The organism is Streptomyces sp. NPDC001851 (genome assembly GCF_040297165.1).
In the GTDB taxonomy this organism is placed as follows: Bacteria; Actinomycetota; Actinomycetes; order Streptomycetales; family Streptomycetaceae; genus Streptomyces.
The window spans coordinates 254,395-279,413 of sequence record NZ_JBEOYR010000002.1; the positions used below are offsets into that span (position 1 = coordinate 254,395).

The following is a 25,019-nucleotide window of genomic DNA, read 5'->3' on the forward strand; positions in this document are numbered from 1 at the left end:
CGCACGCTCGGGGCGTGCGCAACGACCCCGCCTCCACCGCGACCGCCCTCCTGACCCGGGTCGGCGGCCCGGCCAACGTCATCTCCGTGGCCCACTGCATGACCCGCCTGCGGCTGACCCTCGCCGACCCGGCGGCGGCGAACGAGGCGGAGCTGCGCGCCCTGCCCGGTGTCCTCGGGGTGGTGTCCGACGGCCCCACCTGCCAGCTCGTGCTGGGCCCCGGGGTGGTCGACGAGGTCACGGCGGAGGTGGCGGCCCGGGTCGCCGCCGGGCGACCGGAGGAGGACGCCCCCGGGGCACGGTTGAAGGAGGAGCTGCGGCGGCGGAACGCCACCCCGTTCAAGACCGCCCTGCGCCGCGTCGCGAACGTCTTCGTGCCGCTCATCCCGGCCCTGATCGGCTGCGGTGTCCTCGCCGGACTCAACGGTCTGCTGGTCAACGCCGGCTGGCTGCCCGGCCTGACCCCCGCCCTGGCGGCCGTCGCATCCGCCTTCCTGGCGCTGATCGCGGTGTTCGTCGGCCACCACACGGCCAGGGAGTTCGGCGGCACCCCCGTGCTCGGCGCCGCGGTCGCCGCCGTCGTCGTGTATCCGGGTGTGGCGAAGGTGACGGCGTTCGGGACACACCTGGCGCCCGGGCAGGGCGGGGTGCTCGGCGCGCTCGTGGCGGCGCTGCTGGCGACGCGGGTGGAGAAGTGGTGCCGGGGCAGGGTCCCCGGAGCCCTGGACGTCCTGCTCACCCCCACGGTCACCGTGCTCGTCCCCGGACTGGTGACGCTGTACGGGCTGATGTACGCGGCCGGCGCGGTGGCGTCGGCCATCGGCACGGCGGCGAACTGGCTCCTCGCGACCGCCGGAGCCGCGGCCGGACTCGTCCTGGGCGGCCTGTTCCTGCCGCTGGTGATGCTGGGCCTGCACCAGGCCCTCATCCCCATCCACACCACCCTCATCGAACAGCAGGGCTACACCGTGCTGCTCCCCCTGCTGGCCATGGCGGGCGCGGGTCAGGTGGGCGCGGCGCTCGCGGTGTACATCCGCCTGCGCCACGACGTCTCCCTGCGGACGACGATCCGCTCGGCGCTCCCGGCCGGGCTGCTGGGCGTCGGCGAGCCCCTGATCTACGGCGTCTCGCTCCCCCTCGGCCGGCCGTTCCTGACGGCCTGCGCGGGCGGCGCGGCGGGCGGGGCGTTCGTCGGCTTCTTCGCGATGCTCGGCACCCGGGTGGGAGCGACGGCGATCGGACCGTCGGGCTGGGCCCTGTTCCCGCTGCTGACGGGAAACCGGGGCCCGGCGGTCGCGGCGGCGATCTACGCCGGCGGGCTCCTGACCGGATACGCGGTCGGTTTCGCGGCGACGTACCTCTTCGGTTTCCCGCGCCGCCGCCGGGCGACCACTCCCGCGTGAGGCGATACCGTCGAGCTGACGCCGCCGGCCGGCATCACCCTGGACACGGAGAAACCGAAGGACTACGCGGACCGATCATGAACCACGCCCAGCTCGCCGCTCTCGGACGGGCCCTCCGGTTGCTCGGGGAGCACGGGGAGGCGGTGACCGCCGACACGCCGGACGCCCGGCTGCACGAGATCAAGGCCGATCTGCGCAGGGCGCTCGATCTGCTGGACGAGAGTGTCGCCTCCAGCGCACCGAGCACCCGGTGCGCCGAGCATCCGCAAGGGCCCGTCGACGAGAGCGCTCCCGATCTGTGTCTGCTCTGTGAGACCCGGCGGCGCGCAGCTCGGCGGTCGGAGTTCCAGGGCCGGCCCGGTCCGGCGCAGCCGGTGCCCACCGCGCCCTCCCGGTACGGCGTGCGCGCCGACCGGCCCCAGCCGCAGCAGCGCTGGCTGCCGGAGGCGTGGAACGGGCAGGAGTGGCAGCTGTGCGGGACACCGCGCAGGGACCGGCGCGAGGCCGAGGCGTATCTCGCCGCCCAGCGGCGCGGATCGCGGCCCGCGATGGCCTACCGGCTCGTGCACGAGTTCACCGACTACGAGGTGCTGCGGGTGTGGGGCACACCCGTGCACATCGACATCGAGCCCATGGGCAACCTGTAGGCGTCAGGCGTCAGGCCAGCAGGGGCAACGGCGGGAAGTCATACCCCTCCCATATGGTCCGGCTCCGCTCCTCCGGGTACGGCGCCACCGTCGGTTCCGCGTCCAGGATCTGCACCAGGCGGGACTGCGGGTCGTGGACCGGCCAGCCGGGGTCTCCCGTCCGCGCGAACCTCGTCCAGGCACCTCTCATGAACGCGGACAGCCGCTCCGCCTCGGGTGTGGGCTTCCCGCCGGGGAAGAAGAGGCCGCCGATGTCCGCGCCGTACGTGCCGAAGAGGAGCGGGATGTCCAGGGCGTGGCAGGCGCCCAGCAGGCTGCCGCTGCGGGGGGCCGGCCAGGTCAGTTCGTAGACGTGGGCGCGGCCGCCGCCGGCGTGCTGAGCCTCCGCGAGGCGCAGGCTCGGTAGCGCGAACAGCCAGTCGGTCTGGACCCGTTCGAAGAGCTGCTCGGCGGAGGCGTCGGGGTAGGCCGCCCGGTAGGCCGCCGCGCCGCTCTCGCCACCCGGTGCGTACAGCCGCAGGGTCGCCGCCGCCACGTCGTCGGTGATCTTGCCGGCCAGGTCCGCCGTGACCAGGAACAGGCGGTACTCGTCGCGGTTGTGACCGACCAGCAGCTCCACCTCCCTCGCCGCGCCCGACGCGAGGGCCTGCCAGGGGGTCGTCGGCAGTACGTCGCCGTCGACCACCGGGGCGAACGGCACGGTCGTCGGGGCCGCCTGGCCCCAGCGGTCGGTGCGCTGGGGCATCTTGGCGCCCAGTGCCGCGCCCGCCTCGGCGAGGCGGTGCGGGTCGGTCGCGGCCAGGTCGGCGGCCGTGGGCCCGCATCCCGCCTCGGCGGCCAGGGCCACCGCCATGTCGCGGGCGAGGTCGGCGGAGAAGAACGTGCCGGGCACGCTCTGGGCCACCGCACGGCGGAACAGGCCCCGTGTTCCGGGCATCGCGAGCAGCGAGGCGATGGATCCCGCGCCCGCCGACTCGCCGAAGACCGTCACCCGGCCGGGATCACCGCCGAACGCGGTGATGTTCTCCTGCACCCATTCCAGGGCCGCCACCTGGTCCAGCAGGCCGCGGTTGGCGGGTGCGCCGTCCCAGAGGGCGAAACCCTCCATGCCCAGGCGGTAGTTGAGGGTGACGACCACGACGTCGCCTTCGCGGGCCAGGTGCTGCGCGTCGTAGCCGGGCTGGCCGGAGTGGCCCATCTTGAACGCGCCGCCGTGGATCCACACCATCACCGGGCGGGCGGCGGACGGGTCCGGGTCCGGGGTCCAGACGTTGACCGTGAGCCATCCCTCGTCCTGCGCGGCGGGGAGCCGGGCCGTGCGGCCGAGGATGCCGGGCTCCTGCGGGGGCGGCGGGCCGAACGCGTACGCCTGGCGGGTGCCGTCCCAGGGGCGGGGCGGGCGCGGGGCCTGGAAGCGGGCCGCACCGACGGGCGGTTCGGCGAAGGGGATGCCCCGGAACACCGACAGGCCCTGCTCACGCAGCCCGCGCACCGCGCCGTGGGCGGTGCGCACCACGGGGCCGGAATCGCTCTTCGTCATCGCTCGCTCCCCTGACTTCAGCCTCACTGCTCATCAGGGGAACGCACGACGACGAACACAAGTGCCCGTCAGAAAGCATCAGGACGAGTGAGTTTCAGCTGAGCGTCTTCAGTGAAGCCGCGTCGTACGGCTTCAGCTCGTCGAAGCGGTCGGAGAGCACCTTGGCCGCCCACTCCGGGTCCTGGAGCAGCGCGCGGCCCACGGCGACCATGTCGAACTCGTCCGCCTCCATGCGGTCCAGGAGGTTGTCGATGCCCTTGACCTCGGAGCCCTGGCCCTGGAAGGCGTTGATGAAGTCACCGTCGAGGCCGACCGAGCCGACGGAGATGACCTGCTTGCCGGTGAGCTTCTTCGTCCAGCCGGCCAGGTTGAGGTCGGAACCGTCGAACTCCGGCAGCCAGTACCGGCGGGTGGAGGCGTGGAAGACGTCGACGCCGGCCGCGGCGAGCGGGGTCAGGATGGCCTCCAGCTCCTCGGGGGTCTCGGCGAGCCGGGCGGTGTAGTCCTGCTGCTTCCACTGCGAGTAGCGGAAGAGGACCGGGAAGTCGGCGGAGACCGCCTCGCGGACCGCGGCCACGATCTCCGCGGAGAACTTCGTACGGGCCACCGGGTCGCCGCCGTAGGCGTCCGTGCGCCGGTTGGTGCCCTCCCACAGGAACTGGTCGAGGAGGTAGCCGTGCGCGCCGTGGATCTCCACGCCGTCGAAGCCGATGCGCTCGGCGTCGGCGGCGGCCTCGGCGAACGCGCCGATCACGTCGTCCAGGTCCTTCTGGGTCATCGCCTTGCCCGTGGGCTCGGCACCCGCGGTGACCAGGCCGGAGGGGCCGACGGCCGGGGCGTCCGGGAAGGGGGCGTCGCCCTGCTTGCGGACCATGCCGATGTGCCACAGCTGCGGCACGATGGTGCCGCCCGCCGCGTGCACGTCCTCGGCGACCTTCGCCCAGCCCGCGAGCTGCTCCTCGCCGTGGAACCGGGGCACGCGGTCGCTCTGCCCGGCCGACTCGTGGCCGACGTACGTCCCCTCGGTGACGATCAGCCCGACACCGGCGGCGGCACGGCGGGAGTAGTAGGAGCGCACGTCGTCGCCGGGGATGCCGCCCGGCGAGAACATGCGGGTCATCGGCGCCATCACGATCCGGTTCGGAACGGTGAGACCGTTCAGCGCGATCGGGCGGGACAGTATCTGGGCCGCGCGGGAGGCGGGGGTCGTGACGGTCACGTGAGGGGCTCCTCGTGAAACGCAGGGTCAACCGGTCGGTATGTGAGCACGCATTGTTGCAGCCTCTTAAGTAATCGCCTAGGTGCTGCCTCACATTCCGCCCCGGCCGAGCCCTTCACGTGACACCCCTCACACTGTTCCGGTTCAGCCGCCGGACCCGCTCCCGCAGCACCTCTCCCGGCGGCGCCGGCTCGACCGACTCCGGCGGACAGTCCCACTCCCGCCCACCCCCGACGGGCCTCAGCTGCACACGACCACCCACCCGCCCCATCACCTCGCCGAGCCGCCCGCTGCGCGCGTCGACGGCGTACTCCGGCACACGGCTCAGCGCGGCCGCCAGCCGGGAGGCCGCACCGAGATTGCAGCGGCCCAGGTCGACCAGGGCGTACGGGTCCTCGTCCGAGGTGCTCAGCGGGTCGACCCGGAGCGACGGCAGGACGACGCCGACTCCGCGCAGGGCCGTGCGCAGCCGTTCGACGGCTTCCTCGGCGGTCCGGGCGGGCCGCTCGTCGGCGTTCGCTTCCTTCGCTTCCATTGCGCCAATTCCTCCACGCTGAGTGTTCCCGTTCACCACACAGCGTGGCCGCCGGCGTCCTAGCCTGGCCAGACACGGCGTCCCAACAGCACCGTTTGTAGGACGAGGAGTTGCCATGCCGGGACCGAAGGACCTCGACCCGTCGTCATCACCGCGCGCGCTGCTGGGCGCCGAGTTACGGCACGCCCGCGAGCGGATGGGGCTGAGCCAGGAGCAGTTGGGGCAGCGGCTGTTCGTGAGCGGGTCGTTCATCGGGCAGCTGGAGGCGGGGACACGGCGGATGCAGCCGGAGTTCGCGCGGATGCTGGACGACGCACTGGAGACGAACGGCTTCTTCCAGCGGAACTGCGGGGCGGCGGCCAAGTCGAAGTTCGAGGAGCACTTCGAGGGGGTGGCGGAGGCCGAGGCTCAAGCCACGGCGATCAGGGAGTACACGCCGCTCCTGATCCCCGGGCTGCTGCAGACGCGCGCGTACGCCCAGGCCGTGAACCGCGCGCACGATCCGATGGCTCCGGAGGAGACCATCGACGAGTGGACGGAAGGCCGGATGGAGCGGATCCGCCTACTCGACCATCCAACAAAGCCGTTGTTGTGGGCGGTGCTTGACGAGGCGGCGTTGCGCCGGGAGACGGGAGGCCGAGCGGTGATGGCGGAGGCCCTGCGGCACGTCGCCGGACTGGCCTGCCGGAACCGGGTCATCGTGCAGGTGCTGCCGTTCAGCGCGGGTGCGCACGCGGCGATGCAGGGCGACCTGAAGCTGATGGAGTTCGCGGACGCCCCGCCATTGGTCTACTACGAGGGGGTGCGCACCGGGCGGGTGGAGGACGACCCTGCCACCGTCGCCCACCTCCGATTCAGGTACGACCTCCTCGTGGCCTCCGCGCTGTCGCGGGACAAGTCCCTGGCCCTCATCGAGGCGCTGGCGGAGGATTACGCCCATGAGGAACACCCCTGACCACGACCTGAGCACGGCCGTCTGGATCAAGTCGAGCTACAGCGGCGGTGGCAACAACTGCCTGGAAGTCGTCACCGATCACCCCACCCACATCCCCGTCCGCGACTCCAAGACCCCCCAAGGCCCGAAGCTCGCGTTCCGGCCGGAGGCATGGTCGGCGTTCGTCGCGAACCTCAAGCCTTGAGCTCCGAGCCCTCTTTGCAAGGAACGGGTGGTGGGCCTCAACCCACCCTCCCACCCGGCGAGTTGACTTGACGCATTCGACTTGCGACGCACGGTGACGATCCTCTAGCGTCCCGCATAACGAACAGCCCCCGTCAGGTGCTACCAACACCTGCGGGGGCTTAACCGCCGAGATCGGAAAGAGCGATCCCGTGGCTGACGCCAAGCTTAGTCCTGCCCTCCTGCCCGCGCACGCATCCCCACACCCGATGGCCAACCCGGGCTACGGCAAACGCTCCGCACCGGGCCAACGCCCCCGCACCCACCACGCCTTCACGCACCTCGCACCCCGCGAAGCAGCCATCGCCGACTACCTCGACCGCCTCCCCGAAGGCGCCGACATCTCGGTGAAGACGCTGGCCAAGCAGCTCCCCTACGGCCAGTGCGCCCTCCGTACTGCCCTCAACCGCATCCAGGCGGCGGGGCACTTGCGGCGAGGAAGGGAGCGGCTGGAAACGGAAGACGGCGGCTCGCGCTGGATCACCCGATCGTGGTGGTCCCGTACCGCACGCGACGACGCCTGGTGGGCGGCGTTCACGCGCGGCGACGTACCGGAGGATGCGCCCCCGCCCGAACGGCCCGGCCCCACCCGTTCCCGCGCGCACATCCTCCTCGCCGCCCTCGGCCGCACGGCCCCCGTCCTGTCCCTCTCCGCCGCCGACTGCGCCGCGCTCGCCCCGCTGCTGACCGAGTGGTTCGCACGGGGGGCCACCGACGAGGCAGTGCTCCGCGCCCTGACCGACGGCCTGCCGTCACCGGTCCACCACCCGGCCGCGCTGGTCCGCCGGCGCCTCGTCGACAAGCTCCCGCCGGAACCGGTCCGGGAGAGGCCCCGCCCACCTCGCCGGGTCCTGGAGTGCGCGGAGTGCGGGGTGCCGGGGCGGCCGGACGCACTGCCGGGGGGCGTGTGCGGCGGTTGCCGGGGCGAACGCGCCCCCGCGCACCCTCGTACGCCCCTGCCCGCCCCCGCGGTCCACGCACGCGCGGGCGAGATCAGGGCTGCGATGTCCCTACGACGACGAGAGAGGACACCGAGATGATGCCCATCGAGGACTTCGAGGAGCTGGCCGAAGCCGCCCCTGATGCCGTTCGCCTCGAATTCGTCAACGGCCGCGTCCGCACCAAGGAACCACTCAGCATTGAGGACTTCGAGGAACTGGAGCGCCGGGCGCCGGAGACCGTCCGGCTTGAGTACCTGAACGGGAAACTGGAGGTCAAAGCCCCCCAGGACGGCAACCACTCCTGCATTCACGCGTGGCTGACGCGCCAGCTCCTCCTCCAGTGTCCCGGCCACGGCCTCTACCCCTTCTCCGGCGTCAAGACACAGACCGACCGCAATGGACGGGCCCGCACGGACGGGGCCTACGCGCGGCGCGGTCACTTCAAGGGGCACGGCGAATGGTCCGACCCCGACGGCATCCTCATGGTCCTGGAGATCACTGTCCGCGACCTGGGCACCAACCAGCGCGACCGCATCGACAAACCGATCGGTTACGCCGGGGCGGAGATCCCCGTCTACCTCCTCATCGATCGCGACAACAACACCGTCGTCGTCCACAGCGAGCCGAAAGACGGCCGTTACCGGCAGATCGTCTCTCACCCTTGGGGTTCCCCAGTGGACATCCCCGCCCCCGTCGGCATCACCCTCGACACCACCGAGCTGAAGGACTACGCCGACTGACCCTTCCCACTCCCCCTCCCCCGTTCTGTCGATATCAAGTATCTTGACATCGAGATTACTTGGACGGTGAGAAACGGGGGCTGGCCATGCGACGGGCCGGAGACGGCAAGAGCGGCGGAGACGGGCTGATAGCGCAGCTACGGCAGCCGCCGGGCGGGCGGGACGCGCGGACCATGCTGATCGCGCAGTGCGTGGACCGGACCGGGACCGGCGTGTGGGCTGCGGCCTCCGTCCTCTACTTCACCTTCGTGAGCGGGCTGGACGCGCGCCAGCTCGGTCTGCTGCTGGGGGTGGGCGCGGTCGCGGGGATCGCCGGATCACCCCTCGCCGGGCGAGCCGCCGAACGGCTTCCCGTACGGACGCTGCTGATCGGCTGTCACCTGCTGCGCCTGGTGACGATGCTCCTGCTGCTGGTCGCCGACGACCTCGCCACCCTGCTGCCGGTGGTCGCCCTCACCAGCCTGGGCGAGCGCGCGGCCAAGACGCTGGAGATGCTCTTCGCCACCCGGGTCGCGGGTGAGCGGCGGACCATCTACCAGGCGCTGTTCCGCAGCGTGGCCAACGCCGGTTACGCCGTCGGCGCGGGCATCGCCGCGCTCGGCCTCGCCGTGGGCACCCCGAACGCCTACCGCGCGCTGATCCTGGCCAACGCGCTCTCCTACGTCGTGGCCGCCGCACTGGTCTGGCAGACCCGGGAGCCGGCCGGACACGGCCTGATCGTGGCACACAGCGACACCAGCGACAACAGCGCCTCCGAGGCGCCAGCGCCCTCCACGCCCACCCCCTGGCGCGACCCCGGCTACCTGCTCTTCGTCCTGCTCGACATCCCGATGAACCTGGACGACGCGATTCTCAACGTCGGGCTGCCGCTGTGGCTGGTGCACCACACCAGCGCGCCGCACGCGGTCGTCCCCGCCTTCCTCGTGGTCAACACCGTGCTGGTGGTGGTCCTGCAACTCCGGGTCTCGGCCTGGGCCGAAGGCCCGCGCAGGGCGGCCGCGGCAGTGGGCTGGTACGGGATGACGCTGCTCGCCGGCTGCCTCCTGCTGGCGACCGCCACCGGCGGCGCGGCGTGGTCGGCCTCCCTCGCCATGCTCACGGCGGCGCTGCTGGTCACCCTGGCCGAACTGCTGCGCTCGGTGAGCTCCTGGGAGCTGGCGGTCGTGCTGGCGCCGCCGCGTGCCCGGGCTTCCTATCTGGGCGTGGCCGGGATGGCGCAGTCGGTGCAGAAGTCGGTGGGTCCCCTGCTGCTGACCGGCGCGGTGATGACGGCCGGTCCGGCGGGCTGGCTGGCGCTCGGCGCGGCCGTCACCGGGCTGAGCGTGGTGCAGCGGCAGGCCAGCCTGCGGCGGCTGACGGCTCTCACCGCGCCCGCGAGCGGCTCCCGGACACGCCGGAGGGCGGCACTCCCCGCCACTGACAGGGAGTGCCGCCCTCGGTAAGGACGTTGATCAACCAGGGGTCGAGACCCCGAGGTGGATCAGAAGTCCATGTCACCGCCCGGCATGCCGCCACCGGCCGGCGCGGCGGCCTTCTCCGGCTTGTCGGCGATGACGGCCTCGGTGGTGAGGAACAGCGCGGCGATGGAGGCGGCGTTCTGCAGCGCGGAACGGGTCACCTTCGCCGGGTCGATGATGCCCTCGGCGACCAGGTCGACGTACTCGCCGGTCGCGGCGTTCAGGCCGTGGCCCGGGGTCAGGTTGCGCACCTTCTCCACCACGACACCGCCTTCGAGGCCGGCGTTGACGGCGATCTGCTTCAGCGGGGCCTCCAGCGCGATGCGCACGGCGTTGGCGCCGGTCGCCTCGTCACCGTCGAGCTCCAGCTTCTCGAAGACCTGGGAGGCCTGCAGCAGGGCCACGCCACCACCGGCGACGATGCCCTCCTCGACGGCCGCCTTGGCGTTGCGGACGGCGTCCTCGATGCGGTGCTTGCGCTCCTTGAGCTCCACCTCGGTGGCGGCACCGGCCTTGATGACCGCGACACCGCCGGCGAGCTTCGCCAGGCGCTCCTGCAGCTTCTCGCGGTCGTAGTCGGAGTCGCTGTTCTCGATCTCGGCGCGGATCTGGTTCACCCGGCCGTTGACCTGGTCCGAGGAACCGGCACCGTCGACGATGGTGGTCTCGTCCTTGGTGATGACGACCTTGCGGGCGCGGCCCAGGAGGTCCAGGGTCGCGTTCTCCAGCTTGAGGCCGACCTCCTCGGAGATGACCTCGCCGCCCGTGAGGATGGCGATGTCGCCGAGCATGGCCTTGCGGCGGTCGCCGAAGCCCGGGGCCTTGACGGCGACGGACTTGAAGGTGCCGCGGATCTTGTTGACGACCAGGGTCGACAGGGCCTCGCCCTCGACGTCCTCGGCGATGATCAGCAGCGGCTTGCCCGACTGCATGACCTTCTCCAGCAGCGGGAGCAGGTCCTTGACCGAGGAGATCTTGGAGTTGGCGATGAGGATGTACGGGTCCTCGAGGACCGCCTCCATGCGCTCCATGTCGGTCGCGAAGTAGGCGGAGATGTAGCCCTTGTCGAAGCGCATGCCCTCGGTGAGCTCAAGCTCCAGGCCGAAGGTGTTGCTCTCCTCGACGGTGATGACGCCTTCCTTGCCGACCTTGTCCATGGCCTCGGCGATCAGCTCGCCGATCTGGGTGTCGGCGGCGGAGATGGACGCGGTGGAGGCGATCTGCTCCTTGGTCTCGACGTCCTTCGCCTGCTCCAGCAGGGCGGCGGAGACGGCCTCGACGGCCTTCTCGATACCGCGCTTCAGGGCCATCGGGTTGGCGCCGGCGGCGACGTTGCGCAGACCCTCCTTGACCAGGGCCTGGGCGAGGACGGTCGCGGTGGTCGTACCGTCACCGGCGACGTCGTCCGTCTTCTTGGCGACTTCCTTGACCAGCTCGGCGCCGATCTTCTCGTACGGGTCCTCGAGCTCGATCTCCTTGGCGATGGAGACACCATCGTTGGTGATCGTGGGGGCGCCCCACTTCTTCTCGAGGACGACGTTGCGGCCCTTGGGGCCGAGCGTCACCTTGACGGCGTCCGCGAGCTGGTTCATGCCGCGCTCGAGGCCGCGCCGCGCCTCCTCGTCGAACGCGATGATCTTGGCCATGTGAAGTGGTCCCTCCAGGACTGGGGGTGATTCCTTCGGACCGCGCCCGCGCCCGCGACGGACGGCTCGCCGGCCTCGTGGTTCCTTGCCCCACTTGGCCCGCGGGCCTCACCGACCCGGTCCTTCACTGTCACTCTCACCTTCAGAGTGCTAACGCAATGATTAGCACTCGCCCTGGTCGAGTGCAAGCGGCTCAGCCGGATCAGCCTGGGGCGAACAGGGCACCCCGGACACGCCGAAGGGCCCGCACCCTGTGCGAGGTGCGGGCCCTTCGTGCGAAAAATGTTCAGGCGCTGAGGCGAACCATGTCGGCCTGCGGGCCCTTCTGGCCCTGCGAGATCTCGAACTCCACCCGCTGGCCCTCTTCCAGGGTGCGGTAGCCGTCCATCTGAATGGCGCTGTAGTGGACGAAGACGTCCGCACCACCGTCGACCGCGATGAAGCCGTACCCCTTCTCCGCGTTGAACCACTTGACGGTGCCCTGAGCCATGCCTAACTCCCCTATTACTGGCCCTTGCACAGATCCGCACTTCGCGGACCCGGGTCAGACCTCACCCCCCAATCGGTCGGGGGCGTGCGCCGGAACGCGTCGACCGCGGCTGAATGTATCTGTCCAACTGCCGTCTGCAACAGGTCAAACGGACGAGAATTCTGGACGCGAACGGTCCGAAAAGTGGTGAGAATTCACCCGACTTCGGGGCAAGTCGGACCCCGCAAACGTTACAAAAGCCGCATAAAACCCCCGCATTTTGGCTGCTTCCTGCGGGGTGTGCGGCATGAAATCCAGGGCTTGCGACCCGGAGGTCGTGGCCAGGTTCCCCAACTGTACCGCGCTCAATCACGCAGAATTGCCCCCTCCGCTTCTCTCACGGAGGAGGCAATTCCATGAACAATGGGTAACTGAAGTTACCGAAGGTAACGATCAGCCGCCGGCGACCGCCGGAATGATGGAGACACCGGCGCCGTCCGGCGTGGCGGTCTCCAGGCCCTGCTCGAAGCGGACGTCGTCGTCATTGACGTAGACGTTCACGAACCGGCGCAGCCTGCCCTGGTCGTCCAGGACGCGGGCGGCGATCCCGGTGTGGTTCTTCTCCAGGTCCTCGATGACCTCGGCGAGGGTCGCGCCGTCGGCACTGACCTCGGCCCGGCCGCCGGTGTAGGTGCGCAGGATGGTGGGGATGCGAACGGTCACGCTCATGCGAGGCCAGCCTCTCGGAAGGAGTCCAGGGTCGGGCGGATGGTGGCGGTGAGGCCCGTGCCGGCCACCGCGTCGAGGGTCTTCAGGCCGTCGCCGGTGTTGAGGACCACCGTGGTCTTCGCCGGGTCCAGGACGCCGTCCTTGAGCAGCTTGCGGGTGACACCGACGGTCACGCCGCCCGCCGTCTCCGCGAAGATGCCCTCGGTGCGGGCCAGCAGCTTGATCGCGTCGACGACCTCCTCGTCCGTGACGTCCTCGACGGCACCGCCGGTGCGCCGGGCGATGTCCAGGACGTAGGGGCCGTCGGCCGGGTTGCCGATGGCGAGGGACTTGGCGATGGTGTCCGGCTTCTGCGGCCGTACGACGTCGTGGCCGGCCTTGAACGCGGTCGACACCGGCGAGCAGCCCTCGGCCTGCGCACCGAAGATCTTGTACGGCTTGTCCTCGACCAGGCCGAGCTTGATCAGCTCCTGCAGACCCTTGTCGATCTTCGTGAGCTGGGAGCCGGAGGCGATCGGGACCACGATCTGGTCGGGCAGCCGCCAGCCGAGCTGCTCGCAGATCTCGTACGCGAGGGTCTTGGAGCCCTCCGCGTAGTACGGCCGCAGGTTGACGTTGACGAAGCCCCAGCCCTCGCCGGCCGGGTCGCCGATCAGCTCGGAGCAGAAGCGGTTCACGTCGTCGTAGTTGCCCTCGATGCCGACCAGCTCGCCGCCGTAGACCGCGGCCATGACGACCTTGCCCTGCTCCAGGCCGTGCGGGATGAACACGCAGGAGCGGAAGCCGGCGCGGGCCGCGGCGGCGCCGACGGCACCGGCCAGGTTGCCCGTGGAGGAGCAGGACAGGGTGGTGAAGCCGAAGGCGCGGGCGGCCTCCAGGGCCTGGGCGACCACGCGGTCCTTGAAGGAGTGCGTCGGGTTGCCGGAGTCGTCCTTGACGAACAGGCCGCCGGTGACGCCGAGTTCGGCGGCGAGGTTGTCGGCCTTGACGAGCTTGGTCCAGCCCGGGTTCAGGTTCGGCTTGTCGGCCACGTCGGCCGGGACGGGCAGCAGCGGTGCGTACCGCCAGATGTTCGCGGGGCCGGCCTCGATGCGGCGGCGCAGCTCTTCGGTGTCGTAGCCGGAGAAGTCGTAGGCGATCTCCAGCGGGCCGAAACACTCCTCGCAGGCGAACACCGGGCCGAGCGGGACGCGGTGTCCGCACTCGCGGCAGCTCAGGGCCGCGGCGGGGCCGAGGTCGACGGTGGAACTGCTGGTGGTGGCAACTGTCTGCACAGCCATGGAGGCGAGGCCCTTTCTCCTCATCTTCCTCACGACGCATCTCGCCGCGAGACGGATTTGGCACCTTCCCTAGCCGGGAGCCTCGCCACATCAATGCGACAAGAACCGACTGGAGGGTTGCCGGGGCTTCATCGGGCCGTGTCCCTCTGCCCCTCTGGATGAGCGGTATGCAGTTGTCAGCGCGCGGTCGATCCCCGACATGCGATGGTCACCGGCGTTGTTCAAGACTGTAACCGAAGGCCAGGACAGTTGAGATAGTCGTCCGAACCGCGAGACACGTGAGGAGCCGCTGACCGTGCTGGAAGAAGTCGAGCGCTGGCTGGCCACCCGCTCCTGGTCCGTGACCGATCGCCCGCTGCACAAGATCCTGGCGGCCAAGCAGCGCACGGGCCAGTCGGTCTCCGTCGTGCTGCCCGCGCTCAACGAGGAGGAGACGGTCGGCGACATCGTCGCGGTCATCCGTCACGACCTCGTGGAGCAGGTGCCGCTCGTCGACGAGATCGTCGTCGTCGACTCCGGCTCCACCGACCGCACCGCCGGGGTCGCGGCCGCCGCGGGCGCCCGGGTCGTTCACCGCGACGAGGTCCTGCCCCGCATCCCCGCCGTCCCCGGAAAGGGTGAAGTGCTCTGGCGCTCCCTCCTGGTGACCAGCGGGGACATCCTCTGTTTCATCGACGCCGACCTGCGGGAGTTCTCCTCCGACTTCGTCTCCGGAATCGTCGGCCCGCTGCTCACCGAGCCGGACGTGGACCTGGTCAAGGCGATGTACGACCGTCCGCTCGCCGGGACGTCCGGGCAGGGCGGCCGGGTCACCGAGCTGATGGCCCGCCCGCTGCTGAACATGCACTGGCCCCAGCTGGCCGGGTTCGTGCAGCCGCTCGGCGGGGAGTACGCGGCCCGCCGCTCGCTGCTGGAGCAGCTGCCGTTCCCCGTCGGCTACGGCGTGGAGCTGGGCATGCTGGTCGACGCCCTGCACCTGGTCGGACTCGACGCGCTGGCGCAGGTGGACGTGGGCGTGCGCAAGCACCGGCACCAGGACGGACAGGCGCTCGGCCGGATGGCGGCGGCGATCTACCGCACCGCCCAGCTCCGGCTGGCCCGCGGCCATCTGGTCAGGCCGTCGCTGACCCAGTTCGAGCGGGGCGAGGACGGCTTCGAGCCGCGCACCTACTCGGTGGACACCGAGGAGCGGCCGCCGATGGCGGAGATCGCGGAGTACGCCGAACGCAAGGTGGCGTGAACCCGTCGTATACGGCGGTGTGCCGGGCGTAGCCGTACGTTTGAGCGTTTCCGGGCCGGGCTAGGTTGAGGACCATGGCTGCCACGCAGGGTGCTGAGGTACTGGTCGCGTCCAATCGCGGCCCGGTTTCGTACACGGTGGACCCCGGCGAGGGGGCCGGCTCGCTGCGCGCCAGGCGGGGCGGCGGCGGGCTGGTCTCGGGGCTGTCGGCCATCGGCTCGGACGCGGACTCCGTGTGGGTGTGCGCCGCGCTCGGCGACGGCGACCGGGAGGCCGTACGGCGTGCGGAGGGCGGGCTGCTGCCGGCCGGGGACACCGGCGGGCAGCGCGTGCGGATGCTCGACATCGACGCGGCCGTGCACGCGGACGCCTACAACGGCATCGCCAACTCGGTGCTCTGGTTCGTCCACCACATGCTGTACCAGACCCCGCTGGAGCCGGTCTTCGACGCGGAGTTCCGGCGGCAGTGGGCGTCGTACGAGGCGTACAACCGGGCGTTCGCCGAGGCGCTGGCCCAGGAGGCGGCCGAGGGTGCGGCGGTGCTGGTGCAGGACTACCACCTGTGCCTGGTGCCCGGGATGCTCCGTGAACTCCGCCCCGACCTGCGGATCGGCCACTTCTCGCACACGCCGTGGGCGCCGCCGGAGTACTTCGCGCTGCTCCCGGACGACATCCGGGAGCAGTTGCTCGCGGGGATGCTCGGGGCGGACCGGGTGGCGTTCCTGACGCACCGCTGGGCGGACGCGTTCCGGGCCTGCGCGCAGGCGGTCCCGGCGTCCGGGGCCCTCGCGGACACGCGGATCGGGGTGCACGGGCTGGGCGCGGACGGGGACTTCCTGCGCGGGCGCGCGCACCAGCCGGACGTCGAGGAGCGGATGGCGGCGCTGCGGGCGGAGATCGGCGAGGGCCGCAGGACCGTCGTCCGGGTCGACCGCACCGAGCTGTCGAAGAACATCGTGCGGGGTCTGCTGGCGTACCGGCAGCTGCTGGAGGACCACCCCGAATGGCGTGAGCGGGTGGTGCACCTGGCGTTCGCGTATCCGTCGCGGCAGGACCTCGCCGTGTACCGGGACTACACCGCCGCGGTGCGGCGGGTGGCCGAGGAGATCAACGCGGCCTACGGCACACCGGGCTGGACCCCGGTCGTGCTGCACGTCAAGGACGACTTCGCGCGCTCCCTGGCCGCCTACCGGCTCGCCGACGTGGCCCTGGTCAACCCGATCCGGGACGGTATGAACCTGGTCGCCAAGGAGATCCCGGTCGTCTCCGACCGCGGCTGTGCGCTGGTGCTGTCCCGGGAGGCCGGCGCGTACGAGGAACTGCGCGCCGACGCGTTCGCGGTGAACCCCTACGACGTGCTGCAGACCGCGCGGGTCCTGCACGAGGCGCTGTCCCTGCCGGACGGGGAGCGGGCGGAGCGGTCGAAGCGGCTGGCCGCCGCCGCCACCGCGCTGCCGCCCGCCCAGTGGTTCCTCCAGCAGCTGCGGGCGCTCCAGGAGCCTCAGTCCAGCTGAGCCGCCAGGGTCCGCAGCAGGCGGACGACGCCGGCCGGGCCGTCCACGACCAGGTCCGCCCGCTCCGCCAGTTCCGTGACCTCCGTGCTGCCGCTGCAGACCAGGAGGCCGGGGATGCCGTCGGAGCGGAGTTCCTCGACGGCCGCGAAGGCGGGCAGGTCGCCGAGGTCGTCGCCGGCGTAGAGGACCGACTCGGCGCCGGTCCTGCGGACGTACGCGCCGAGCGCGACACCCTTGTCCATGCCCGGCGGGCGCAGTTCCAGGACCATCCGGCCGGGTTCGACGATCAGGCCGTGCCGGGTGGCGAGGTCGGTGAGGGGGCCGCGCAGGGCCTCGAACGCGGCCTGCGGATCGTCGGCGCGGCGGGTGTGCACCGCGACCGCCCGGCCCTTCTCCTCGATCCATGTGCCGTGCCAGGCTCCGTTGCGGTCCAGCACGCCCGGCAGTTCGGCGCGGGCCGCCGCGACCCCGGGGTGCGGGGCCGGGGCGGTGACGGTGCCGGTGACCGCGTCCCAGCGTTCGGCGCCGTAGTGGCCGAGGACGGTCAGGTGCGCCAGGCCGGGGACGCCGGCGAAGCCGCCGTAGCGGACCGCGACCCCGGCCGGGCGGCCGGTGATCACGGCGATGGCGGCCACCTTCGGGGCGAGCGCGGCGAGGGCCGGTACCGCCTCGGGGTGGGCGCGGGCCTGTTCGGGGTCGGCGACGATGGGGGCGAGGGTGCCGTCGAAGTCGAGACCGACGATGGCTGCGGCGGGCTTCGCCAGGAAGGCGGCCAGTCCGTCCCGGCCGGCCGGAGTGGCTGGGGTCGGCAGAGGGTCCATACAGCGACACTATCCAGCGAGGGTCGGCCTCACACGGGGGCTCCGGCCCTGGACCGGGTCTCGCTCGGCTTCAGCGCTCCGCGCGGCGCGCTTCCCTCACCCGGCGCAGGCGGTTCACCGTCACCGGGTCGTGGGCGAGCGCCCGCTCGTCGTCCAGCAGCGCGTTCAGCAGCTGGTAGTAGCGGACCGGGGACAGGCCCAGTTCCTCGCGTATCGCCCGCTCCTTCGCGCCGGGGCCGGGAAAGCCGCGGCGCTCCAGCGCGAGGATGGCCTGTTCGCGGGTGCCGAGTTCCATGCCCGCCACCGTAGCGCCGGGCACGGACAACCGGCTCAGCCCGCGTCGCCGCTGTCGGCCGCGGTCGCCGTCGCCTGGATGCGGGACAGGACGGCGGAGGGGCTGCCGCCGGGGGCGACGGCCTGGCCGATGTTCTGCTTCACGGCCGCGCTGACCGCCGCCCAGGAGGTCTTGCCGACGGGGTACAGCTCGGAGGTGGGCAGCTGTTCGAGGAAGGGGTGCAGGGCCTGGTCGGCCGGGGAGTCCGACTCGCTCATGGTGTTGGAGGCCGAGCCGGTGACGGGGAGCAGGCCGTAGTCGCGGGAGAACGCGAGGACGTTCTTCTCGCTGTAGACGAAGTTGAGGAAGTCGCCTATCTGCTCGGCGTGCCCGTTCTGCTTGAAGGCCATCATCCAGTCGGTGACGCCCATCGAGGCCCTGGCCTTGCCGGTGCGGCCCGGCATCGGCACCATGCCGAACTTCACGCCCTTCTTCTGGGCCTGCTGGATCAGTGTGGGGTGGCCGTTGAGCATGCCGACCTGGCCGTCGGCGAAGGCGGCGAAGGCGTCCGCGCGGTTGAGCTTGCCGGGCGCGACGGGACCGGTCAGGCCCTTGCCGACCAGGTCGTCCTTGAGCCAGGTGAAGGTGTTGACGTTCGGCGCGGAGTCGATGGTGTAGGTGCCGATGTCGTCGGTGTAGCCGGTGCCGCCGTTGCCCCCGCTGAGCAGCCACTGCATGGTCTCGGCCTGGGCCTCCTCGGGGCCGAGCGGCAGCGCGACGGGGTACTTGACGCCCTTGGCCTTGAGCGCCCTGGCATCCGCGGCCAGCTCGTCCCAGGTGGTGGGCGGGGTGATGCCGGCCTTGGTGAACAGGGTCTTGTTGTAGAAGAGCACGCGCGTGGAGGCGGCGAAGGGGATGCCGTACTGCGTGTGGTTCCACTGGCCGGCGTCGGAGAGCTGGGAGAGGAAGTCCGCCTGGGTGCGGATGGAGAGCAGCTCGGAGGCCGGGTAGAGCTTGCCGGCGGCCGCGTAGTCGGCGTAGGCGCCGATCTGGGCCAGGTCGGGGGCGTGGCCCGCGGCGACCATGTCCTTGACCTTGGCGTCGACGTCGGTCCAGGAGTACACGCTGACCTCGACCTTCACGCCGGGGTGCTTGGACTGGTACTCCTTGACCAGGGTGTCCCAGTACTTCTTGGAGCTGTTGGCGGCGGAGTCGCCGTAGTCGGCGGCGACCAGTCTCAGGGTGACGTCGGAGGAGCCCGTGCTCCCGCAGCCGCTGAGAACTGAAGTCATGACCAGTGCGGACACCACCGCGATCGTTCCTGCCGTACGCCGACGCACCGTCAAGCCCCAACCCTGCTGTCTGATCGTTCAAGAAATGGACACATAAGGTCTACACCACGCGAGTGGACTAGACCTCTTGCGGGTGCGAGGTTCACACTGGGCTCCGTGGTGAGACATGTCATCGCCCTGGACGTGGGCGGTACCGGGATGAAGGCCGCCCTCGTCGGCGACGACGGCGAGCTGCTCCACCGCGCCCGGCGCGCCACCGGACGCGAACGCGGACCGGACGCGGTGGTCGCGGCGATCCTCGACTTCGCCGCCGAGCTGCACGCGTACGGCGTGGAGCGCTGCGGCGAGGCCGCCGCCGCTGCCGGCATCGCGGTCCCCGGCATCGTCGACGAGGAGCGGGGCATCGCCGCGTACGCGGCCAACCTCGGCTGGCGGGACGTACCCCTGCGCACCCTGCTCACCCAGCGGCTCGGCATCCCCGTCGCCCTCGGTCACGACGTGCGCACCGGCGGCCTCGCCGAGGGCCGGATCGGCGCGGGCCGGGGCGCCGACCGGTTCCTGTTCGTGCCGCTCGGCACCGGGATCGCGGGCGCCATCGGCATCGACGGCCGGGTCGAGGCGGGCGCGCACGGCTTCGCCGGCGAGATCGGGCACGTGGTCGTACGGCCCGGCGGGACTTCCTGCCCCTGCGGGCAGCGCGGCTGCCTGGAGCGGTACGCCTCCGCGTCCGCCGTCAGCGAGGCCTGGGCGGCGGCCTGCGGCGACCCGGACGCGGACGCCGCCGACTGCGCCAAGGCCGTCGCGTCCGGTGACCCGGACGCCGTCCGGGTCTGGCAGGAGGCGGTCGACGCGCTCGCCGACGGCCTGGTCACCGCGCTCACCCTGCTGGACCCGCGCACGCTGATCATCGGTGGCGGTCTCGCCGAGGCGGGGGAAGTGTTGTTCCAGCCGCTGCGGGACGCCGTCCGGCGGCGGGTCACCTTCCAGAAGCTCCCGGCGATCGTGCCCGCGGCCCTGGGTGACACCGCGGGCTGCCTGGGCGCGGGGCTGCTCGCGCAGGACTTGCTCGCCACCGACCTCGATCCCACCGACCCTTCGGAGGTAACCGCCTGATGGCTCGCAGCTTGGTTCTCGCAGGTGCTCGGGTGGTGCTGCCCGGCGGGGTGGTGGACGACGGGCGCGTCTCCGTGCAGGGCACGCAGATCACGGCAGCCGCTCCCGAGAACGCCGAGGTCATCGACGTGACCGGCCACTGGCTGGTCCCCGGCTTCGTCGACCTCCACAACCACGGCGGCGGCGGGGCTTCCTTCTCCGGTACGGCCGATGACGTACTGCGAGCCGTCCGTACGCACCGTCTGCACGGCACCACCACCCTCGTCGCCTCGACCGTCACCGACGAGATGGACCTGCTGGTGACGCAGGCCGGGCTGCTCAGCGAGCTGGCCGAGCAGGGCGACATCGCCGGTATCCACTTCGAGGGGCCGTTCATCTCTCCCTGCCGCAAGGGCGCGCACTCCGAGGTACTGCTGCGCGATCCGGACCCGGCCGAGGTGCGCAAGCTGATCGACGCGGCGCGCGGCAGGGCGACGATGGTCACCCTCGCCACCGAGCTGCCGGGCGGCATCGACTCCGTACGGCTGCTCGCCGAACACGGCGTGATCGCGGCGATCGGCCACACGGACGCGACGTACGAGCAGACGGTCGAGGCCATCGACGCGGGCGCCACGGTCGCCACCCACCTCTTCAACGCGATGCCCCCGCTGGGCCATCGCGCGCCCGGCCCGATCGCCGCCCTGCTGGAGGACGAGCGGGTCACGGTCGAGCTGATCAACGACGGCGTGCACCTCCACCCCGCCGCGCTGGAGCTGGCCTTCCACCGCGCGGGCGCCTCCCGCGTCGCCTTCATCACGGACGCGATGGACGCGGCCGGCAGCGGCGACGGCCGCTACCTGCTCGGCCCGCTGGAGGTCGAGGTCAGCGAGGGCGTGGCCCGGCTGGTGGAGGGCGGCTCGATCGCGGGCTCGACGCTGACCCTGGACCGGGCGTTCAAGCGGGCGGTGACCGTCGACAAGCTGCCGGTCGAGGACGCCGTACGGGCCCTGTCGGCCACCCCGGCCCGCCTGCTCGGCCTCGCCGACCGCATCGGCTCCCTGGAGCCGGGCAAGGACGCGGACCTGGTCCTGCTGGACGCGGACTTCGACGTGCAGGGCGTGATGCGGCGGGGCGAGTGGGTGGTGGTCCCTCCCCAACTGGCCTGATCTGCCCGTCTTTTCCCTCCACGGCGGCCGACTCATGACTGGGCCGGCCGCCGTCTCTTTGGCATGATCGGGCCGCGGAAACGGAATGACAGGCCAGACGGACAGGGAGGTCGGCCCGGGTGATCCTCACGGTCACGCTGAACACCGCTCTCGACCTCACCTACCGCGTGCGGTCGCTACGGCCGCACACCTCGCACCGGGTCTCGGAAGTCATCGAGCGGCCGGGCGGCAAGGGCGTGAACGTGGCCCGCGTGCTGGCCGCCCTCGGCCACGAGGTGACGGTCACGGGCTTCGCGGGCGGCGGGACGGGGCAGGCGGTACGCGACGGGCTGACGGCTGTGCCCCGGCTGACGGACGCGCTGGTCCCGGTCGCCGGTGCGACCCGGCGCACGATCGCGATCGCGGACGAGCTCTCGGGCGACACCACCCAGCTGAACGAGCCGGGCCCGCACATCGCGCCGGCCGAGTGGGGCGCGTTCCTCGACCGCTACGAGGAACTGCTGTCCGGCGCCTCGGCGGTGGCCCTGTGCGGCAGCCTGCCGCCGGGCGTCCCCGTCGGCGCCTACGCGAACCTCGTCCGGTCGGCGCGTTCCGCGGGCGTCCCGGTCCTCCTCGACACGAGCGGCGAACCCCTGCGCCGTGGCGTGGCGGCCCGCCCCGACCTCATCAAGCCCAACGCCGACGAACTGGCCGAACTCACCGGCTCCCACGAGCCGCTGCGCGCCACCCAGGACGCCCGCCGCCGCGGCGCCCACACGGTCATCGCCTCCCTCGGCGCCCAGGGCCTCCTGGCCGTCACCCCCGAGGGCCGCTGGCGCGCCACCCCACCGGCCCGCATCCCCGGCAACCCGACGGGCGCGGGCGACTCGGCGGTGGCGGGCCTGCTGTCGGGCCTCGTGGAACAACTCCCCTGGCCGGACCGCCTGACCCGCGCGGTCGCGCTGTCCGCGGCGACGGTACGGGCCCCGGCCGCCGGCGAGTTCGATCCGGCGGTGTACGAGGGGCTGCGGGGGCGGGTGACGGTGACGGGGGTGGCCGGCGCGGCGTAATTCCCGTGCGCCTGTAGAGGTATTGACCCTGACTCAGCCGCTGGAGTTGACCCAGCCGTTGACCAGCCACATCTGGTCGATGAGGGCGTCACACTGGTTGCCCTGCTCGCACGAGAGCTTGATGGTGTTCGTGCCCTTGTTGAGCTGGATCCAGTTGTAGGTCTTCGTCCAGCCCTTCTCGTAGTCGCCCCCGGCGGCGTGGGCCCAGTTCTTCAGGTCGACGGGCCTCTCGGAAGCCGTACCGTTGACCGTGAGGGTGGCAGTGGCGTCCTTGCCGGGGACGCTGTAACCGACGTACACGCTGTACTTGCCGGAGCTGGGGATGCCGTTGATGGTCCAGGTGACCGAGGCTCCGACCTGGTTGAAGCCCGTTACGTAGCTGCCGCCCTTGGCCTGCGCGCCCTTGACGTTTGACGCCGTCGTCACGCCGGGCCCGAGCTGCAGCGCGCTCGCGTCCGTCTTCGGCAGCTCACCCGGCGCCGTGGAAGCGCTGCTCGACGGGCTGGGCGAGTGGCTCTGGGACTGGGTCGGGGGCGTGTTCGCCTGGTTGTCCGTCTTCTTGTCGTCCTGGCCGTCGAGCATCGCCACGCCGATGCCGACCACGACCGCCGCGACCACCGCGATCGCGCCGATCAGCAGGCCCTTGGTGTTGGGGCCGCGGCGGGCGGGCGCGGGCGGGGCCGGGGGGCGGGACGAGGGCGGGGCGCCGCCGGGGAGGGTTTCCGGGGCCTGGTAGTGGGCGTTCGGCTGGCCGTGGGCGGCCTGTTGCGGCACCTGGCCGTAGGCGGGCGGCTGCTGCTGGCCGTACTGGCGCTCGCCGACCGTACGCACCCTGCTGACCGAGTTCGGGTAGCCGTAACCGCCGGACGGCGGCTGGGCTCCTCTGGCCTGGCCGTCGGCGTACAGGTAGCCGAACGGGTCGTCGTCCTCGGGCGTGCTCGGGCCGTTTTCGCCGGGCGTCATCCCTTGGTCTCCTCAGCGGGTGCGGGCGGATGCGGTACGGGGTATGGAACAGGGAGCCTACCCGCTCCGGCTGGCCCAAACGGGTGACTCGAATCGCATCAGGTCGCTGACCTGGGGATCATCCGGCGCGTCGGTGTTGTTTGGGACGAGATCGTTTCTCTACGTACATACGCTCGTCGGCTGACTTCAGCACTTCGTCCGCCGTCATGCCGCAGTGCGCCCACCCGATGCCGAAGCTCGCGCCCACCCGGACGGCCCGGCCCTCGGCCCGGATCGGCTGGATGATCTCGTTGCGCAGCCGTACGGCGAGGTCCTGGGCGTCGGCCCGGCCGAGGCCGTCGGCGAGGATCACGAACTCGTCGCCGCCGAGGCGGGCCACCGTGTCGCCGTCCCGGACGCCCCGGGACAACCGCCTCGCCACCTCGATCAGCACCGCGTCGCCCGCGTTGTGCCCGAAGCGGTCGTTGATCGACTTGAAGCCGTCCAGGTCGCAGAAGAGGACCGCGAGGCCCTTGGTGCCGTCGTCGCGGCCGTCCTCGGGGGCGACCGTGTGGACGTGGTGGTCGAAGGTGTCGTACGCCTCCGCGCCCGGCCGGTAGTCGAAGCCGTGGGCCGCCGCGGGCGCGTCGAAGGCGGCCGGGTGGCCGTAGGCCGCGTCCAGGGACTCCAGGTCGCCGGTGTGGGCGGGGCGCCGGCAGAGGCGGGCGGAGAGGCGGGAGCGCAGTTCCGCGGAGTTCGGCAGGCCGGTGAGGGAGTCGTGGGAGGCGCGGTGGGCGAGCTGCAGTTCGCGACGTTTGCGCTCCTCTATGTCCTCGACGTGGGTGAGGAGGAAGCGGGGGCCGTCGGCGGCGTCGGCCACGACGCTGTTGCGCAGGGAGACCCAGACGTAGGTGCCGTCGCGGCGGCCCAGGCGGAGTTCCGCGCGGCCGCCCTCCGCCGAGGTGCGCAGCAGGGTGCCGATGTCCTCGGGGTGCACCAGGTCGGAGAAGGAGTAGCGGCGCATCGCGGAGGCGGGGCGGCCCAGGAGGCGGCACAGGGCGTCGTTGCTGCGCAGGATGCGGCCGTGCTGGTCGCCGCCCAGCTCGGCGATGGCCATGCCGGAGGGGGCGTACTCGAAGGCCTGCCGGAAGGATTCCTCACTGGCCCGCAGGGCCTGCTGCTCGCGCTCCAGACGGACCAGGGCGCGCTGCATGTTCGCACGTAGACGCGCGTTGCTGATCGCGATGGCGGCCTGGAAGGCGTACATCTGCAGGGCCTCGCGCCCCCAGGCGCCGGGGCGGCGGCCGTTGCGCGGCCGGTCCACGGAGATCACCCCGAGCAGCTCGCCGCGGGAGCCGCCCTGCACGCCCGGCGTGTACATGGGCGCGAAGAGGCGGTCGGCGGGGTGCCACTCGTCCTCGAAGCGGGGCGCCGGGCCGTCGGTGTACCACTGGGGGACGTCGTCGTCGTCGAGGACCCAGCCCTCGGTGTGCGGTATGAAGACCAGGTCGCCCCAGCGCTCGCCCATGTCCAGCCGCCGCTCCCAGGACTCACGGGAGCCGACCCGGCCGGTGATCAGAGCCTCGGCGGCGGCGTTGCCGGAGAACGCGGCGACGACGAGATCGCCGTCGGGGCGTACGAGGTTCACGCACGCCATCTCGTACCCGAGGGCGTGCACGGCGCCGTCGGAGACGGTCTGCAGGGTGTCCGCCAGGCTGCGTGCCGTGTTCATGTCGGCCATGACCTGGTGCAGCTGTCGCAGGGACGCAAGGCGGACATACGGCTCCGACTCGGTCTCCATGCTCGCCCTCCCCCCGAGACCTCGCAGCGAATCAAGGGTGCTCGT

At 71.7% G+C, this 25,019-nt stretch carries 24 protein-coding genes and 1 riboswitch; of the genes, 12 read left to right on the forward strand and 12 right to left on the reverse strand.

The features are described 5' to 3' along the window. The first annotated feature begins 14 nt into the window (after positions 1-14). On the forward strand, positions 15-1,403 hold the full coding sequence (locus tag ABT171_RS04165; RefSeq protein WP_351239592.1) for a PTS transporter subunit EIIC: 1,389 nt from the start codon (positions 15-17) through the stop codon (positions 1,401-1,403). A 77-nt stretch (positions 1,404-1,480) separates the two neighbouring features. Next, positions 1,481-2,050 carry a hypothetical protein gene (locus tag ABT171_RS04170; protein WP_351239594.1) on the forward strand — a complete coding sequence of 190 codons (570 nt, stop codon included), beginning with the start codon at positions 1,481-1,483 and terminating at the stop codon, positions 2,048-2,050. A 10-nt stretch (positions 2,051-2,060) separates the two neighbouring features. Here ABT171_RS04170 and ABT171_RS04175 read toward each other — a convergent pair whose 3' ends face one another. The 3 genes from ABT171_RS04175 to ABT171_RS04185 all read right to left on the reverse strand — a co-directional run bounded on the left by ABT171_RS04175 (position 2,061) and on the right by ABT171_RS04185 (position 5,344). Continuing rightward, positions 2,061-3,590 carry a carboxylesterase/lipase family protein gene (locus ABT171_RS04175; RefSeq protein WP_351239596.1) on the reverse strand — a complete coding sequence of 510 codons (1,530 nt, stop codon included), beginning with the start codon at positions 3,588-3,590 and terminating at the stop codon, positions 2,061-2,063. Between the two features lie 94 nt (positions 3,591-3,684). After that, a complete protein-coding gene (locus ABT171_RS04180; RefSeq protein WP_351239598.1) occupies positions 3,685-4,809 on the reverse strand; it encodes an NADH:flavin oxidoreductase in 1,125 nt (374 codons plus the stop codon). A 115-nt stretch (positions 4,810-4,924) separates the two neighbouring features. Continuing rightward, positions 4,925-5,344, reverse strand: coding sequence for a hypothetical protein (locus ABT171_RS04185; protein ID WP_351239600.1), 420 nt, complete (start codon positions 5,342-5,344; stop codon positions 4,925-4,927). Positions 5,345-5,459: 115 nt separating this feature from the next. On the opposite strand from ABT171_RS04185, the gene ABT171_RS04190 reads away from it, so the two are divergent. The 5 genes from ABT171_RS04190 to ABT171_RS04210 all read left to right on the forward strand — a co-directional run bounded on the left by ABT171_RS04190 (position 5,460) and on the right by ABT171_RS04210 (position 9,644). Further along, complete coding sequence (locus ABT171_RS04190) at positions 5,460-6,299, forward strand: helix-turn-helix domain-containing protein (RefSeq protein ID WP_351239602.1); 840 nt, start codon at positions 5,460-5,462, stop codon at positions 6,297-6,299. Further along, positions 6,283-6,483, forward strand: a complete 201-nt coding sequence (locus ABT171_RS04195; protein ID WP_351239604.1) for a DUF397 domain-containing protein — start codon at positions 6,283-6,285, stop codon at positions 6,481-6,483. The genes ABT171_RS04190 and ABT171_RS04195 overlap by 17 nt, the downstream gene beginning before the upstream one ends. 247 nt (positions 6,484-6,730) lie before the next feature. After that, a complete protein-coding gene (locus ABT171_RS04200) occupies positions 6,731-7,561 on the forward strand; it encodes a hypothetical protein (RefSeq protein ID WP_351239918.1) in 831 nt (276 codons plus the stop codon). Continuing rightward, on the forward strand, positions 7,558-8,202 hold the full coding sequence (locus ABT171_RS04205; RefSeq protein ID WP_351239606.1) for a Uma2 family endonuclease: 645 nt from the start codon (positions 7,558-7,560) through the stop codon (positions 8,200-8,202). Before ABT171_RS04200 ends, ABT171_RS04205 begins: the two co-directional genes overlap by 4 nt. Before the next feature lie 86 nt (positions 8,203-8,288). Next, the gene (locus ABT171_RS04210; protein WP_351239608.1) at positions 8,289-9,644 is read left to right on the forward strand and encodes an MFS transporter; all 1,356 of its coding nucleotides are present in this window, start codon (positions 8,289-8,291) and stop codon (positions 9,642-9,644) included. 38 nt (positions 9,645-9,682) lie between these two features. On the opposite strand, the gene groL is transcribed toward ABT171_RS04210, so the two are convergent. The 4 genes from groL to thrC all read right to left on the reverse strand — a co-directional run bounded on the left by groL (position 9,683) and on the right by thrC (position 13,783). Continuing rightward, positions 9,683-11,305, reverse strand: a complete 1,623-nt coding sequence (gene groL, locus ABT171_RS04215) for a chaperonin GroEL (RefSeq protein ID WP_351239610.1) — start codon at positions 11,303-11,305, stop codon at positions 9,683-9,685. Positions 11,306-11,591: 286 nt separating this feature from the next. After that, positions 11,592-11,795 carry a cold-shock protein gene (locus tag ABT171_RS04220; protein WP_004929928.1) on the reverse strand — a complete coding sequence of 68 codons (204 nt, stop codon included), beginning with the start codon at positions 11,793-11,795 and terminating at the stop codon, positions 11,592-11,594. Between the two features lie 432 nt (positions 11,796-12,227). Beyond that, positions 12,228-12,503 (reverse strand): MoaD/ThiS family protein, encoded by a 276-nt coding sequence (locus ABT171_RS04225; protein WP_351239612.1) that lies wholly within the window; start codon positions 12,501-12,503, stop codon positions 12,228-12,230. After that, a complete protein-coding gene (gene thrC, locus ABT171_RS04230) occupies positions 12,500-13,783 on the reverse strand; it encodes a threonine synthase (protein WP_351239614.1) in 1,284 nt (427 codons plus the stop codon). The genes ABT171_RS04225 and thrC overlap by 4 nt, the downstream gene beginning before the upstream one ends. A 17-nt stretch (positions 13,784-13,800) precedes the next feature. Further along, positions 13,801-13,948: riboswitch (SAM riboswitch) on the reverse strand. A gap of 130 nt (positions 13,949-14,078) precedes the next feature. Here thrC and ABT171_RS04235 point away from each other — a divergent pair. Then, on the forward strand, positions 14,079-15,023 hold the full coding sequence (locus tag ABT171_RS04235; protein ID WP_351239616.1) for a glucosyl-3-phosphoglycerate synthase: 945 nt from the start codon (positions 14,079-14,081) through the stop codon (positions 15,021-15,023). A 74-nt stretch (positions 15,024-15,097) separates the two neighbouring features. Further along, on the forward strand, positions 15,098-16,537 hold the full coding sequence (locus tag ABT171_RS04240; RefSeq protein WP_351239618.1) for an alpha,alpha-trehalose-phosphate synthase (UDP-forming): 1,440 nt from the start codon (positions 15,098-15,100) through the stop codon (positions 16,535-16,537). On the opposite strand, the gene otsB is transcribed toward ABT171_RS04240, so the two are convergent. From otsB to ABT171_RS04255, 3 genes are all read right to left on the reverse strand, one after another. Then, positions 16,525-17,358: a trehalose-phosphatase gene (gene otsB / locus ABT171_RS04245; protein WP_351239620.1), complete on the reverse strand. Its 834-nt coding sequence runs from the start codon at positions 17,356-17,358 to the stop codon at positions 16,525-16,527. The genes ABT171_RS04240 and otsB overlap by 13 nt on opposite strands. A 70-nt stretch (positions 17,359-17,428) precedes the next feature. Then, on the reverse strand, positions 17,429-17,653 hold the full coding sequence (locus tag ABT171_RS04250; RefSeq protein ID WP_351239622.1) for a DUF3263 domain-containing protein: 225 nt from the start codon (positions 17,651-17,653) through the stop codon (positions 17,429-17,431). Positions 17,654-17,688: 35 nt separating this feature from the next. Further along, positions 17,689-18,924, reverse strand: a complete 1,236-nt coding sequence (locus ABT171_RS04255; protein WP_351239624.1) for an extracellular solute-binding protein — start codon at positions 18,922-18,924, stop codon at positions 17,689-17,691. Positions 18,925-19,083: 159 nt separating this feature from the next. On the opposite strand from ABT171_RS04255, the gene ABT171_RS04260 reads away from it, so the two are divergent. The 3 genes from ABT171_RS04260 to ABT171_RS04270 all read left to right on the forward strand — a co-directional run bounded on the left by ABT171_RS04260 (position 19,084) and on the right by ABT171_RS04270 (position 22,231). Continuing rightward, positions 19,084-20,037 carry an ROK family protein gene (locus tag ABT171_RS04260; RefSeq protein ID WP_351239920.1) on the forward strand — a complete coding sequence of 318 codons (954 nt, stop codon included), beginning with the start codon at positions 19,084-19,086 and terminating at the stop codon, positions 20,035-20,037. Then, complete coding sequence (gene nagA / locus ABT171_RS04265; RefSeq protein ID WP_351239626.1) at positions 20,037-21,182, forward strand: N-acetylglucosamine-6-phosphate deacetylase; 1,146 nt, start codon at positions 20,037-20,039, stop codon at positions 21,180-21,182. The genes ABT171_RS04260 and nagA overlap by 1 nt, the downstream gene beginning before the upstream one ends. A 119-nt stretch (positions 21,183-21,301) precedes the next feature. Further along, positions 21,302-22,231: a 1-phosphofructokinase family hexose kinase gene (locus ABT171_RS04270; RefSeq protein WP_351239628.1), complete on the forward strand. Its 930-nt coding sequence runs from the start codon at positions 21,302-21,304 to the stop codon at positions 22,229-22,231. A 33-nt stretch (positions 22,232-22,264) separates the two neighbouring features. Here the strand turns inward: ABT171_RS04270 and ABT171_RS04275 are convergent, their stop codons facing one another. Both ABT171_RS04275 and cdgB read right to left on the reverse strand, forming a co-directional pair. Continuing rightward, complete coding sequence (locus tag ABT171_RS04275) at positions 22,265-23,194, reverse strand: carbohydrate-binding protein (RefSeq protein WP_351239630.1); 930 nt, start codon at positions 23,192-23,194, stop codon at positions 22,265-22,267. A gap of 118 nt (positions 23,195-23,312) precedes the next feature. Beyond that, positions 23,313-24,974, reverse strand: a complete 1,662-nt coding sequence (cdgB, locus tag ABT171_RS04280; protein ID WP_351239632.1) for a diguanylate cyclase CdgB — start codon at positions 24,972-24,974, stop codon at positions 23,313-23,315. Between the last annotated feature and the right edge of the window lie 45 nt (positions 24,975-25,019).